Genomic DNA, 13,390 nt, shown 5'->3' on the forward strand with positions numbered 1-13,390 from the left:
GAGCGCTTAGTGATCAAGCAACCTGATGTGCTCGGGCGGGAACGAAATCGAGTTCGCGGCAACCGTATGGGCTTCTGCCAGTACGGCTTTTGAAGCGCCCTCGATTAGAAAATCGTATCGAACGACCGAGCCTAGATAGCGCTGCGTTCCCACCTTTCCATGGAACGTGTTGGGTGCACCGGTCGCTGGATCACCGACGACATGCTCCGGACGGATCATCATGAAGACCGAGTCGCCAGTCGTCCGGCCCTCCGTTGGCGTATTGACCTTCGCAAACCCCAGATCGACGGTCTGCTTGTCCACTACGGTGCCTGCAAATATGGTTGAAAGGCCTACAAATTCCGCCACCGCGCTGGTCGCGGGCCTTTGATAAATCTCGTGGGGAGTGGCCAGTTGCAACAGCCGGCCGTCCTTCATCACTGCAACGCGATCGGCCATCGTCAACGCTTCCTCCTGGTCATGAGTCACCATAAGCGTGGTCGCATTGAATCGCTTTTGCAGTGTTCGAATCTGATCCCGAAGGAACCCTCGAATTCCGGCGTCGAGAGCCGCCAGCGGCTCATCGAGCAGCAGCGCTTTAGGGTTGATCGCAAGGGCTCGGGCTAGAGCCACTCGTTGCTGTTGGCCACCAGATAGCTTCGATACCGATTTTGTTGAAAATTCCCCCAGACTAACGAGCTCCAGCAGTTCTTGCGCTCTCTGCATCCGCTCGTCTTTAGAGACCTTCCTCAGCTTTAACCCATACGCCACGTTCTCCGCAACGTTCAGGTGCGGAAAGAGCGAGTAGCTTTGGAACACCATGCCAACATTCCGCAGGTGAACTGGCTTTTTGGATAGGTCGTCGCCATCAAGCAGGATGGAGCCTTCGTTCCCGCTTTCCAGACCGGAGACGAGTTTTAGGAGGGTCGACTTACCCGATCCGCTCGGACCAATCACTGCGACCAGTTCGCCCGTCCGGATGTCGATGGTGACATTAGAAAGTCCCTGATTTGTTCCGGGGTAGCGATAGCTGACGTTGTTTAGTACAAGACTCATGCTCTTCTCATGATGGTGGAAGACACCAGGGCGGATGCGCTGGCCAGCAGAAGCAAGATCACGGTTGCTGCACAGGCAAATCCCGTCGCGCCATAGAACGCTTGTAGCAAGACAACGGGATAGGTGCGGTTCTGGAAGCTGGTAAGGAGGTTGGAGAGTCCGAATTCGCCGACGGAGATCGCCGCGACCATGACCAATCCACTCATTAGACTCTGCCGCAGGTTTGGCACGACGACGCCGAAGAAGGATTGGGTAGGCCGCGCCCCCAGGGTGGCTGCTGCACGTTCAAAACGCCCGAGATCAAGGTGCCGCAGGTCCGCGAGAAGCGTGTTGGTCAGGTAAGGAAGCGTGTGGACTGCATGCGCGGCGATGAGCAGCCAAAGTGTGCCAAGCCATGGCATGGCATCGGTGTTGAAAACAATGATGTAGCCAAAGCCCAACGTGATCGTGGGCACAGCTACAGGCATCGCGCTTACGATCTTCGCGGCCAAGCTTCCTCGGCGACCAGCGCCGCTATACAGACTGTATGCGAGGGGGACCGCCAAAATCGTATTGATGAGGCATGTCGATAAGGCAACAATCAAGCTTGTCGTGAATGCCTTGCGGAAAGACGAGTCTTGCCAAAGGTCTGCGTACCAATGCCCGGTGAGTCCGGTTGGAAGAATAGTGTTGGTCCACGAGGATCCCCCGCTACCAACGACGAGCAGCAGGATCGGTAGGACAAGATAGATACCGTACGCCACGGTAATGCCACGAATCACGGTGTTGTCTCCATCGGGCTGAGCCCTTTGTACAGCAGCTCCGCGGCCGCTGAATCATATTTTCATCAAATGTAAGGCCCGCAGTGCAACGTGACTAGTGAATAATGGGATGGAACACTTGAGAAAATGGAAACAATCTAGACGGATACGATGGCATGAAGCGAACCTGTCCCACCATCCAAGAACTTCTTGCGTTCGACGCTGTGGCACGCCACGAGAGCCTCACACGAGCTGCCATGTCACTGTGCATTTCCGTGAGCGCAGTGAGTAAACAAATTTCTGCATTGGAGAGCTATCTGGGTCGGCCATTGCTGCAAAAGTACGGACGGGGAGTTCAGCTGACTACTGCGGGACTTGAGTATTTGGCAAGGGTTTCCCCTAGTCTACGTACGTTGGAGGCGGCCACTTTCGAGTTTCGCGCAGGTCGTACCGGGGCTGGACTCATATCCTTAGCGTGTGTCCCAACCTTCCTTACCAAATGGCTCATTCCAAGGCTTATTGATTTCCGGCGGCTTCACGCTGGTGTCACGTTCAGCTTCAGCCAACATCTCGCAGAGACAGATTCGCCTTCAGCAGATATGGACGCGGCGATCCGATACGGAGCTGGCGATTGGCCCAGGGTCAGGTCTGACTACATTGCCGGAAAAGAATTTGTCTGCGTGTACTCGCCCTTGATCGCCCCCAAAGGACGATTGTTGCGAAGCGCTGCCGATGTAGCCGGAGAAACATTGCTGCACCACGACCAAGCACCTCTTGCATGGCGCCATTGGGCGCAGGATCATTCGATCGACGAAGCACTGACCCTAGCCGGACCTCGATTCGTCCAGTACTCAGCCATCATCCAAGCGGCGATCAGCGGTCTGGGCTTGGCGTTAGTCCCGAAAATTCTTGTTGAGGAAGAGCTGACCCAGCGCGTTCTCTTGACGCTGGGACAACCGTTAGAACTTGAACACGGGCACTACCTGTGCTTCGACAACGCACGTTTGGATCGTCCAGCTTTCGCAGCGTTCCGGTCCTGGATTCTTGCTCAGGGGCAGATGCAGAGCAGAGGTCCTCTGTGAGCTATTGCCGGTCAGCAGTTCAGAGGACTCACGGGAGCTAGGCTACAGGATAGTTTCATGAGTCCCCGTTTCAAATTCTGTGCTGGCACGGGCGGCCACGGGGCAGATTGCCGCGCCAATCCTCGTCTAGGTAGCCGCAGTCAATTGCGAATCCTGCGATGCTGGCACAAGTGCCATGTCACCGACTGGCCGTGCATGACGGCCGACACGTGCTGCCCCAGACTGTGCTCGACCACCGGCGCCGAGGCACGAGGCTGAAAAGCCCATGCCGTCATCGAGCATGGCGAAGGGGCCGCTGGTGAGCTGGATGCTGCGGCCGTAAACGCCGCTGGCCTCGTACCCGTCCTGCGCGGGGCGGTAGGTTTGCCCGGTCTGGTTCTGAAGGGCTTTGCCGGCCGCCGCCAGATCTTTATCGCGCAGGGTGGCCAGCAGGTTGCGGGCAAGGACCATGCGCTGGCCGCGCCGCTCGGCGAGGGAGTCCACGCGGCTGGGCATGTCGTCACTCACCTTGGCGCCGAAGCCTTGGGCTGCCAAGCCGCCGCCATCGCCCACCAGCTGTTGGTCCAGCCAGGTGACGCCGATGGCGCGCACCTGCTGCTCGATGGGCAACTGCGAGCGCAGCTCAATCACCAAGCTGGTAGCCTTCAGCGCATCGTGGTTTTGTACCTTCTGCAGCAGGTCAGGCGGCACCTTCCAGACGCCATCAGCGATGCATTCTTCGATACCGGCGCAGCGCTTCGAGTCGGCGCACGTGGACAGCGACGGTGGACTGCGGGTCGCGGGCATTGGCCAGCTTCAGTTGGAGAAGGCAGCACGGGAATTCCGCACCTATACCGGGGCCAACCAAGCGTTCATTCCGAACTACGGCGACCGCTACCGGCACGACGAGACGATCTCCACAGGTGAGGGTGGTGCTTGACCGCCGGCCCCGCTGCTGCAATGGCGCGCAGCTCCGACGCAGGATTGTTTTCGCATAATCCCCGCGCGATGGCCTGGCTGAAGATTTGTTTCAGCCAGCCCCGGGTCTTTTTCGCGACGTTGTGCGCATCGCGTTTTTCGATGCGTTCCTGCAGCCTGGCGCAGTCCGCATGCGTGATGTGCTGTAACGGCTTGTCACCCAGCTCAGGAAGAATGTCCTTGTCCAGATAGGTGCGAATCTTGGCGAGCGTTGCGGCAGCGCGCCCCGCCTCAGCCTTATGCTTGTACCAGTATTCGGCGGCGGCCTTGAACGTGTTGATTTGGACCAGTGCGTCGCGATGTTTCTCGTCTCGCCGCTTTTTGCGGGGATCGATGCCATTTGCGACCAAGGCTCGGCATTCTGCCGCTCGCTCCCGAGCTTGCTGTAGCGAAACGGCGGGATAAGTGCCGAGCGAGATGCGCGGTTGTTTCCCGCCCATTCTGTAACGGAAGTGCCAATACCTATGATCGTCTGGAGCGATCCACAGGGTCAGGCCACCGCCGTCGGGAATCCCGTAGGCCTTCGGGCGAGGTTTGGCTGCTTGGGCTTGGCGCGCAGTGAGGAACATGATGAGTACATTTTCCTAACTCGAACTTTCAATGTACTCATTTGTAATCGGATCAACAGGGAACGTATCGGACGCTAAAAGACAAAAAACCCAGCAGGCTAAAAGCTTTGCTGGGTTTTCCGGACTTCTTTGGATCTACTGAGACTACTGTTTGGTGCCAAGAGAAGACCCGAAATACTTTATTAACGCGTTGAATATAAAATAAAAAATGATATGACGAACTTTTAGTATACGTAATGGTATACGCAAGATGAGCGGACGGCGGAGGACGTTGTCGGACGGCGAGGAAGCTGTTCGAACTAGGCCGATCTAGCCATGGTTCACTTCCGTGAAGTACTTTGCTTCGGCTTGGGCGCGCTCGCCGTAGGTGCGAGTGAGTTCGGTTCCGATCTCGGCCAATGAGTGGGCTCGGAACTCATTAACGTTCCCTGACGTGATCGCGTACTGAATTAATCCGAAGAGCAAATTTGCTCGAAGCAGACCTTGATGCGCGGATGTCAGATCGCTAGCCGCGCGAGCAGCAAGATTCGTGGACTCAGCCATGACTCATCTCCGCGCGGGGTTACAGTGTGTGGGCGATGTGGACGGCGAAGATGTGACGAACAGTTCGCTGCGGGAATTGGTGTCATCAGGATTCCCGAGACCGGCGATCGGATTCCTGCGGAGACCGGGAGAACCAATAACGCTTAGTGGCGTATGTCCTGGCCACGGGAATGCCGCGATGGAGTTAGTCTGCGCACACAGAGGCAATCGTTGCTTTGGGGATAGATGTTGCTCATGACTGGCAAGAGACGGGTGGCTCATGATGCGACTCCTACGTTAGGTTAGGAGCTCGCCGGCCGCTGTCAAACGGGGTGGGCGAGCACGAGACAGGGTTGACAGACCGGAACGTAGGCACCGGCAGACCCGAAGGTCTCCCTGCCAAGGCCCGCCCATTGAAGATGGGCGTGCGAAGGCTACGGACGTAAAAAAACCGCTCGATGGCGGCTGTCCGCCCACGTTTCCAGGCTGTCAAACCCGGGTCGCTGTTGTTTCAGCGACAGATAAAGGTTAGTTGGACGGTTTGGGCCCGTCAAGGATAATTTCGCCTCGCCCATGTGGGTTGGCGACCATTGTTCGGTGATCGAGGATGCACTTTGAATAAATCGCACGCGCCGTGTCGGATATCGCGACCGGGAGAATCCGCGCATTCATCGCTCCGTGAAGACTTCGTTGCACGAAGTGCGAACGCGAGCGGCTGACATTCGAACTCAAGACTGCATCTATCTCGCTTACTGACACGCCCATCGTGACACTGTGTTTTGCGGATTTCCTATCGGTTATCGCAAAGTAATTATTTTTTTGCTCAACAGATTTTCTACGCCGGTGAAGGTGCCCCAAATTAATTTGTTGCGTATCGAGGAGTTGCCGTTTAACCCATGCGTCGCGAGCCGATGTATGGCTTGCACCAAAAAGGTTTAGTCGGGCATGCGTAAATTACAGCATGCCCGACCGACGAATTTGGGGAGCGACTCATGAATCGACATGGATTGGTTAACCTGCCGATCACCTTCGAGCAGACCGACGAGTACGATGCTAATCTAATCATCTAACGTTTATCGTCGTAAAGCGATTGTCTTTCAGGAGGCTATCGAATCATGACAAACGTAATTTCCGAACTGGGGCTTGTTTGCCCCAAATGCAGCGTCCCCTTGGACGATGGTTGGGAAGTGCTTGGTGCGGGAGAAACTCACCGGCTCACTTGTCAGTACTGCCACACACAGTTTAATGGTTTGATTGTCGAATGTGACGCTTGCGGATCCGAAGACTTCATCACTAGTGTCTCGCAAATCGATCCGGAGACGGTCGCCTGCTCCTCATGTGGTCATCGCAACTATCGAAGGGGAGTCGGCGATGACGAAGAGTCTTATTTTTGAGCGCGGCCTTAATGTTGGCAGAGAGCATGTTGTGTTAAGACTTTTCCGAACGACGCATGGCTTCTCTCTTGAACGACGGGTTATTGAAAGGGATCAAGCGGCATTTGTTCAGGTCCTTCCGATAACTGCTTTGGGCGACTTGCATCGATTCGCGATTGCTGACCCCTATTCGAAAGAGCTCGCGGCACTGTATTACGAAGTACGGCGTCACCTTTTGGAAAATCACGTGGGGGAATAGCTGGGCGAGCGCATTGGAGGGTGGACAAATGACTACTCAACAAACGTATCCGGAAGTAAGCGGCCTTTTCGAAAAGCTGATGGCCGCCGAGGACGACTCTGAATTGGCAGAATGCGTTAGGTCACTTGTTATCGCACTCGGTGGAGAGTCGTATGTGTTTGTTTCGCTCCATCCCGGCGATACGACCGCCAACCGTGCCACCCATCGTTTTCTTATCGGGTGCCGCCCTGAATGGTGCCAGATGTATAACGCGAATAAGTGGTACATGACTGATCCATTCTTGGAATATGCGCGAAGTAACACTGAACCGATCACAGGATCGGGGATCGTCACCAAAACGCAAGGCCAGCGCGATATGCTCACGGCGGCCTGTAATAATGGCTTCAGAAGCGGGATCGTCGTGCCGGTCCATACCAGCGATACAGAACGCATGGGAGTTCTATACATCGGATCCGACGATAGCGAAGCGGTGGGGGAAAAAAGGCTCACGGCGCAGCGATTATATTTCAGGGCGCTTGCGCAGGAATTGCTGGATTGGTCTACCAGAATGACCAAGCGCGAAGTGCTTGCGGCGCACGCCATTACCGAAAAGGATCTTCGCGTGGTGGGCTACGTTAAAGATGGATTTACTGCGGAAGACATTGCTCGTGAGATGGACGTCTCGGTCCAGACGGTCTATGGGAATTACAAGAGAATCAAGGATAAGCTCGGCGTTTCGCACATTTCGGAAGCGGTTAAGTTCGCGGAAGTGAATGACCTTCTGGCGTAACTCGGGCAGAGCGTTCTGGCTGTCGCTTGCTTTGCCGACGGGCGCATGCGTCTCGTTCTTTGTTGGACACCCTTGGGTATTCGTGGCCGTAGTCCTGTTTGTTGTCCCGGTGTTCGATGCGGCGATAGGGCGGGGCGCTCCGGTGTCGGGGCAAGCCATCGAGAAAACGGCTGAAGATCAGGTTCCCTGCTGGTTTGCTCTTGCGTGGGCCTGTGCAGTCGCAATCGGTGTCTGCCGCGCCGCAAACGCGTCGTGGTCGTTGTTGATTGGACTTGCTGTCGGGTGCGGCGTGTTGAGCGCTACCGCGATGGCGCACCTGCATGAATTAACGCACCGACCGGGCAGAAAATGGCAGTTGTTCAGTGACCTTGCATTCGTCGTTGCCGGCTATCCACATTATCGGATCGCGCACCGATTGCACCATCAAAACCTCGGGAATCCGCAGTTCGGCTCCACAGCATCATTGGGAACGTCGGTTTGGCGCCATATCGGGCACTCGTATGCAGTGGCGATTAAATCGTCGTTTACGCGGCGCTGTCACCCTGATGACAGGGTTCCGTTTAGTCTTTTTCTGAACACGCTTGTCGGGATATTGCTATTGGGTCTCGCCGCGTCGCTCCGATGGAGGGTTGCACTTTTCTACGTCGGGTACGCTGTTGTCAGCGTGTCTATTGTCGAAGCCGTTGGCTATATGCAGCACTACGGGTTCGTCTCAGACGTTTCTCGTACCGCCATTACATCCTGGGACGTCGACTTCTGGTTGTCGAACTGCCTTCTGGTGAACAACGGATTCCACAGCGCTCATCATCAAGACGGGCTGATGCCATATCAGGGTCTTGCCGCGAAGCGAGCCATCTTGCCCGGAGGCTATTTTCAAATGCTATGGTTGACGCTTTTGCCACCCCTTTGGTTTTCAACGATGGACCGGAGGGCAAACGTCTTACTCAAGCGACAGCGGCGGCACTGCTCCGCTGTCAGAAATCAGGCATCCAGCGATGTTGGCGAGATAGGCTGAGTCAAGCGTTTTCAGCTCGATCGGGATGGCATGCCCGGTATGCGAATAATTTTTCTTCGTCGAGCGAACGTACGCTGGGTCGTAGTAGTCAACCATGATGCTCTCGAAGAGCGCGTCAATCTCGCGGCGCTCGGCCAGCGACGCCCACTTTTGCAGCGTCACTCCGCCTACGAGTGCTCTTAGATAGCCGAGCTGCGCGACCAGACCTGCAGGGTCTCTCTCGAAGTGAGGATACTCGCGGTGCCACATCGCAACTCTTTCGGGCATCGGGGTATCGACGGCGTAGAGGCGTCCGCCATGCATTCTGCCGAACAGCGCGGTCGGCAACTGGACGCGACCGATTCGCTTACTCTCACTTTCAATCCACACCTGCTTTGACAGATCGAGAAGACTTATCTCAGCAAGCAGCAGGCTGTCGAATAATTTTTGACTAGGTTGTGCCCGTCCCGGGATCGCTCCAATGATTGAGCCGCGGTGTGACGCAAGCGCCTCCAGGTCAAGCACCTGCGCCCCTGCCTCACGCAACGCGAGCAGCAGTCGAGTTTTTCCGCAACCGGTTGGACCTGACAGCACATTGAGCTGCAATTGCGTGGGGATTTCATCAAGGGTTTGGCGCACCCAGGTGCGATAGCCCTTCCAGCCAGTCGGTAGTCTCTGGACCTTGTAGCCGATTGTTTCCAGGGCGTCCGTCCAAAGCTTGCTTCGCTTTCCGCCACGGGCGCAATAAACCAGAATCGAGGCTCGCCGGCTCGTCCGGAAAAACGGAAGCTCAAGGTGCCGTGCGATATTCCTCAGCGAGTAAGCAACCCCGATCTGATACGCCCGCATGGGATCGGTGCGGTGCGTAGTCCCGACCTCCGCATACTCGTCGTCAAAGACGACCGGAAGGTTAATGGCCCCCGGCAAATGATCGTCAGCGAATTCACGCGGGCTTCGCGCGTCAATGATCAGGTCAAATTTGTTTAGGGTATCCAAATCGTACATGAGCTATTCCTCGTACCATAACTTACCTACAAAGTCCATATCAAATGGAGTCATCCCGTTACTAAGGGGCATGGGACTAAACTTCGTCGATCGACTATGGTCCGTAACTGTCGGCTCGAGGTGAGCACAAGTTTTGTGCAAACGGAGCGAACATCACGATCGGCGCTCGATTGGCTTCAGGTAAAGGTTTTGTGGCAATTGCGAATGCGAGCGATGGAGATTTTCAATAATAGTATTCGACGCGGCCGCGACCTTAGCCTGGGCCAGGATCTTGAAGCTACAAGACGAAGTTTAAACGCTGGGCGCGTTATTACACGATGAGATGGGCCGGGGAACCCGTCAGTTAGGGCGGCGGCCGATGGAATCATATCTGCGATATTGCGGAGGGCAGCCGGGACAGGGGGTAACGCTGCACGTAATGAGAGAAGTATCGTGGATCACTCAAGCAATGAACGGCAATTGCCGGGCGCTGGTGAGGGCGTCACGCCGCCCGGCGCACTATACGCGTGGCAGCGTCGCGCGCAACAGGCGGAAGACGATGTCCGCCGGTTGACGGAGCGGCTAAGAGAGAAGGAGCGACAGGTGGCCGATATGGGAAAAGTACTCATCCGCACGGCTGCTCTGCATCACGCGATCGAAGAGCGGCAGGAGCAAGAGCTTGAGTCCTTGCGCGCGACGGCTCCAACTTGGAAGTCCTGCCGGTGTGCGAGCGACGGGCAGTCGGAAGGTCCCGACAGGGTGACGGTTCACCTGCCTTACGTCACTGAGATTCTTTCTGTGATGTTCGACGCCATGGATACTTTCTGGTCCGGATATGACGAGAACAACCCGCCCAAATCGTCGGCGGTCGCACATGCGATCGATGAGCGGCTGAACCTCAAAGCTCAACCCAATGGCGAAGCGTCCCGCAGCGGGCAAACATACGCCTCAGCAATCCGGCCAGACTGGATCAAGGAAACCGACAACCGGCATCATGCGCGTCCTCGGCCCTGACGGGACATCCTGACGGTAAGACGGGTTTGCCCGCCCGTTGATCCGACTGCTTCAATGACCCCTGTAGGCCGGCAGTCCGCCGGCAACGACGACAGGGTGTGTCATGGCCGAGATATCACGTCACGCGCTCGCGATCCTGCGGTGCAAACAAGTCGCACGCGAAGTGGGGCTATCCCGTTCGACGATTTATCAGCGCATCAAGGACGGAACGTTTCCCGCACCTATCCGGCTGGGCGAGCGGGCGGTTGGATGGCGCACGGGGGACATCGATCGCTTTCTGCTCGATCCTAGGAGCTACCGCGCGTCTGTCCAGACTAAAAGCGACGAACCGGAGCCGGGTCATGATCGAGGCTGATGGCATGCTAAGGCTCGACGAACGGCTACGCAACTGGGCCAGTGCGGATCGGGCGTGGAGTGATGCAGCCGACGCTGCTCGTATCGAGAAAGCCTGGGGAAGCCTTGAGCCACATCACCGGGAACTGCTGCGCATGGTGTACGTGTGGCGCTCCAATCGTGGCGTCATTTGTCGACGTATGAAGATCCCCGGGTGGCCGCGGCAAAAATATGAGTTGGAGGTCGCTGCCGCGAAGTCTGCACTTGCCCGATTGTTGCTGGAGAGGTCCACGTAAATTTTTTTCGGACTACGTTGGATCGGGCTGGAACAACCTGGACATCGGGTTGCATTTTTTCAGATCATACGGTCTTGCTGAGCAGAAAAATTCGTCCTACAGTGAGTTCAACAATCTGTTCCGGTCAACGTGCGAAGCACGACCGAGTACGCGTTAGCGGCCCCGAAGTACCGAAGTTACTGCGACGTGGTGTGCCGGAACGCAATAAAAAGCCTGCATCCGCAGGCTTTTGCATTTTCTGGCGCTGGAATGATCCCCCATTGAACCTGCGGTCAGCCTCCTCGGCGCCGCAGGTTCTTTTTTCACGTCTCAGTTTTCGTGTCGGTACCTCGGTGCGCAAACCAAGATGGAGCAATCGACTATGAAGACGCTTCTGATCGCCGCCGAAAAAGGGGGCACCGGCAGGACTGCATTGTTGTGTCAGCTCGCCCATTACTTTTGTCTGGTGCGAAGACTGAGAGTGTTGGTGATTGATCTCGCGGATCCCGCGTGCAGCACAGTGTCACTCGCGCGTGCATCTAAGGCGGTCGTGCTGGACGGCGAGCGGGCAGTCGTGCTCGCAGGGGAGTCACATGCCAATACTCCGAAAGGACGCATCCAGGTGCTGCCGGCGCGCGCCATCCATGGATTGACGTTAGAGGGAGCTGACGCCGGTGCGCGCTATCACGCAAACATGCGGCATCTGTTGCGAGTCGTGGAGCCGTTCGCCGACGTCTGCCTGATCGACTGTCCGCCACTTCCGGATATACGCACCGTCTGCATTGAAGCGACAGTGGATGCAATGCTTAGTCCGATCCTGCTGTCACAGGAGGCATTCGATAGCGCGGCTGACCTTATTAACGGGGCCCACGGTGTACGCAACGTACGCGCCAAACTGAACCCGTCGCTGCGCTTTATCGGCCTGTTGCCGAATATGGTGGAACGGACACTGTTGCAGCAGATACAGGCCCGTGTGCTCCAGGCGCGACTGAGCGTCTGGTTGATTCCGGACCCGAAGAATCCGAATGGATATCTCCACATGCCGCGCCTGGAGGAGATCGCAAAGGCGCAGGCCGTTGGCGTATCGGTATTGGACCTTACGCGTACCGATCACGCGGCGCGCATGGCCTGGCTCGCAATGCGCGCCTGCTTCGACGTCATCGCGCGTCAACTCGACTCGGTTGAGCCGCGCCTTGCAGATGGGCAAGCCTTCAACGGGGAGGCGTTCCATGCGTGATCGACTCATTCGTTCGAAGGCATGGTGCTCGCTGGGCAGGTGGCCCGTCGCTCTTGTCATCAACCTCGCGGCTTCGGTGTTTGCGTCGGGACTTGCGCATGCCGACGACTGGGGCTGCCAAGTGATCTTGTGCCTGTCCAACCCGAGTGGACCCGAGCAGTACGGCGAATGCGTGCCGCCGATCGAAAAGCTTTGGAATGCACTGCGCCACGGTGATCCGTTTCCGACCTGTGATTTCGGTGGGGGCAGCTCGCAAGGCACGTCGGCGTCGAACATCTACGCGAGCGCTGCGTATTGCCGCGAGGACCTGATCTACTGGGGTGGTCCCGAGCAGAGCGAGTTGCTCTGCAGTGCCAGAGGTGCCATCAACGTCGACATCAACGGCCAACTCTATACCCGGGTGTGGTGGGACGCCAACGCGAAGGACCGCACGATCACCGAGTTCTTTGGCGCGGGCAGTACCCAAGGCAGCACCCAGGCGCCGTATGACCCGACGCAGGCCGGGCGTGAGTTTATCGAACGCGTGGATCGAGAAGAGAGTGGCGATGGCGGGGGAGGCGGCTGATGATAGCGATCGACTTCATAACGCTCGCGCAGCAGTGTGCCCCGCAGGTCGCATCCTCAACATTTGCTGCGATCGTACGTACCGAGTCCGAATTCAACCCGTATGCGATTGGCGTGGTGGGAGGCCGACTGTTACGCCAGCCAACCAGTCTCGACGAGGCGATCGCTACGGTTCGTGCGCTGGACGTCAACGGCTGGAACTACAGCGTGGGACTTGCGCAGGTGAACCGGTCGAACTGGCCGCAACTCGGACTGAACCGGCAGAACGCATTCGACCCCTGCCGCAATCTGGCGGCCGGAGCCGCGATCCTGCAGGAATGCTTCCGGCTGGCACGTGCTTCGCACGCCGACGTCCAGCAGGCGTTGAGAAAAAGCCTGTCTTGCTACGCGAGTGGAGATTTCTCGACGGGCTACCGCACAGGGTATGTGCAGCGGGTCGTTGACAACGCCGCTGCACGTCTTCTTCCTACGGTCCCGGCGATCGTACCGACCGTCTCGCCCGTCCCAGTCGTACCGCGAGACTCGAATGGCATTCAGAGCCAGCAGCGACGGCGGACAGTCGAGCAATCCGGGACAAACCGGATCGATCCGCAGCAGGGCAGGCACGAGGAGAAGCCAGATAGCAGCGCAGTAGTGTTCTAGAGACAGATTGATTCGATGGGATTGGTCAATGGACGTACAGG

General features: G+C 57.1%; 15 protein-coding genes. 9 read left to right on the forward strand and 6 right to left on the reverse strand.

Features of this window, described 5'->3' with window-relative positions; translation table 11 throughout:
• Window positions 1-6 precede the first annotated feature (6 nt).
• Together M0D69_RS14415 and M0D69_RS14420 are read right to left on the reverse strand one after the other, a co-directional pair.
• Window positions 7-1,035 (reverse strand): ABC transporter ATP-binding protein, encoded by a 1,029-nt coding sequence (locus tag M0D69_RS14415; protein WP_301782652.1) that lies wholly within the window; start codon window positions 1,033-1,035, stop codon window positions 7-9.
• Window positions 1,032-1,796, reverse strand: coding sequence for an ABC transporter permease (locus tag M0D69_RS14420; protein ID WP_301782653.1), 765 nt, complete (start codon window positions 1,794-1,796; stop codon window positions 1,032-1,034). Before M0D69_RS14420 ends, M0D69_RS14415 begins: the two co-directional genes overlap by 4 nt.
• 155 nt (window positions 1,797-1,951) lie before the next feature.
• On the opposite strand from M0D69_RS14420, the gene M0D69_RS14425 reads away from it, so the two are divergent.
• Window positions 1,952-2,857, forward strand: a complete 906-nt coding sequence (locus tag M0D69_RS14425) for a LysR substrate-binding domain-containing protein (RefSeq protein ID WP_301782654.1) — start codon at window positions 1,952-1,954, stop codon at window positions 2,855-2,857.
• Between the two features lie 126 nt (window positions 2,858-2,983).
• On the opposite strand, the gene M0D69_RS14430 is transcribed toward M0D69_RS14425, so the two are convergent.
• From M0D69_RS14430 to M0D69_RS14440, 3 genes are all read right to left on the reverse strand, one after another.
• Window positions 2,984-3,643, reverse strand: a complete 660-nt coding sequence (locus tag M0D69_RS14430; protein ID WP_301782655.1) for a DUF3363 domain-containing protein — start codon at window positions 3,641-3,643, stop codon at window positions 2,984-2,986.
• 65 nt (window positions 3,644-3,708) lie between these two features.
• Window positions 3,709-4,383 carry an integrase arm-type DNA-binding domain-containing protein gene (locus M0D69_RS14435; protein ID WP_301782656.1) on the reverse strand — a complete coding sequence of 225 codons (675 nt, stop codon included), beginning with the start codon at window positions 4,381-4,383 and terminating at the stop codon, window positions 3,709-3,711.
• A gap of 309 nt (window positions 4,384-4,692) precedes the next feature.
• The gene (locus M0D69_RS14440) at window positions 4,693-4,926 is read right to left on the reverse strand and encodes a hypothetical protein (RefSeq protein WP_301782657.1); all 234 of its coding nucleotides are present in this window, start codon (window positions 4,924-4,926) and stop codon (window positions 4,693-4,695) included.
• A gap of 1,639 nt (window positions 4,927-6,565) precedes the next feature.
• Here M0D69_RS14440 and M0D69_RS14445 point away from each other — a divergent pair.
• On the forward strand, window positions 6,566-7,306 hold the full coding sequence (locus tag M0D69_RS14445) for an autoinducer binding domain-containing protein (RefSeq protein ID WP_301782658.1): 741 nt from the start codon (window positions 6,566-6,568) through the stop codon (window positions 7,304-7,306).
• A complete protein-coding gene (locus M0D69_RS14450) occupies window positions 7,290-8,321 on the forward strand; it encodes a fatty acid desaturase (protein WP_301782659.1) in 1,032 nt (343 codons plus the stop codon). The genes M0D69_RS14445 and M0D69_RS14450 overlap by 17 nt, the downstream gene beginning before the upstream one ends.
• Here the strand turns inward: M0D69_RS14450 and mnmH are convergent.
• Window positions 8,247-9,305, reverse strand: coding sequence for a tRNA 2-selenouridine(34) synthase MnmH (gene mnmH, locus M0D69_RS14455; protein ID WP_301782660.1), 1,059 nt, complete (start codon window positions 9,303-9,305; stop codon window positions 8,247-8,249). The genes M0D69_RS14450 and mnmH overlap by 75 nt on opposite strands.
• Before the next feature lie 432 nt (window positions 9,306-9,737).
• On the opposite strand from mnmH, the gene M0D69_RS14460 reads away from it, so the two are divergent.
• From M0D69_RS14460 to M0D69_RS14485, 6 genes are all read left to right on the forward strand, one after another.
• Window positions 9,738-10,298 (forward strand): hypothetical protein, encoded by a 561-nt coding sequence (locus M0D69_RS14460; protein WP_301782661.1) that lies wholly within the window; start codon window positions 9,738-9,740, stop codon window positions 10,296-10,298.
• Between the two features lie 103 nt (window positions 10,299-10,401).
• On the forward strand, window positions 10,402-10,653 hold the full coding sequence (locus M0D69_RS14465) for an AlpA family transcriptional regulator (protein ID WP_301782662.1): 252 nt from the start codon (window positions 10,402-10,404) through the stop codon (window positions 10,651-10,653).
• On the forward strand, window positions 10,640-10,927 hold the full coding sequence (locus M0D69_RS14470; protein WP_301782663.1) for a hypothetical protein: 288 nt from the start codon (window positions 10,640-10,642) through the stop codon (window positions 10,925-10,927). The genes M0D69_RS14465 and M0D69_RS14470 overlap by 14 nt, the downstream gene beginning before the upstream one ends.
• Window positions 10,928-11,288: 361 nt before the next feature.
• Window positions 11,289-12,143 (forward strand): ParA family protein, encoded by an 855-nt coding sequence (locus M0D69_RS14475; RefSeq protein ID WP_301782664.1) that lies wholly within the window; start codon window positions 11,289-11,291, stop codon window positions 12,141-12,143.
• On the forward strand, window positions 12,136-12,708 hold the full coding sequence (locus M0D69_RS14480) for a hypothetical protein (RefSeq protein ID WP_301782665.1): 573 nt from the start codon (window positions 12,136-12,138) through the stop codon (window positions 12,706-12,708). Before M0D69_RS14475 ends, M0D69_RS14480 begins: the two co-directional genes overlap by 8 nt.
• Complete coding sequence (locus M0D69_RS14485) at window positions 12,708-13,349, forward strand: lytic transglycosylase domain-containing protein (RefSeq protein ID WP_301782666.1); 642 nt, start codon at window positions 12,708-12,710, stop codon at window positions 13,347-13,349. The genes M0D69_RS14480 and M0D69_RS14485 overlap by 1 nt, the downstream gene beginning before the upstream one ends.
• Window positions 13,350-13,390 lie beyond the last annotated feature (41 nt).

The sequence above is a fragment of the Caballeronia sp. SEWSISQ10-4 2 genome, assembly GCF_030464885.1.
GTDB lineage: Bacteria > Pseudomonadota > Gammaproteobacteria > Burkholderiales > Burkholderiaceae > Caballeronia.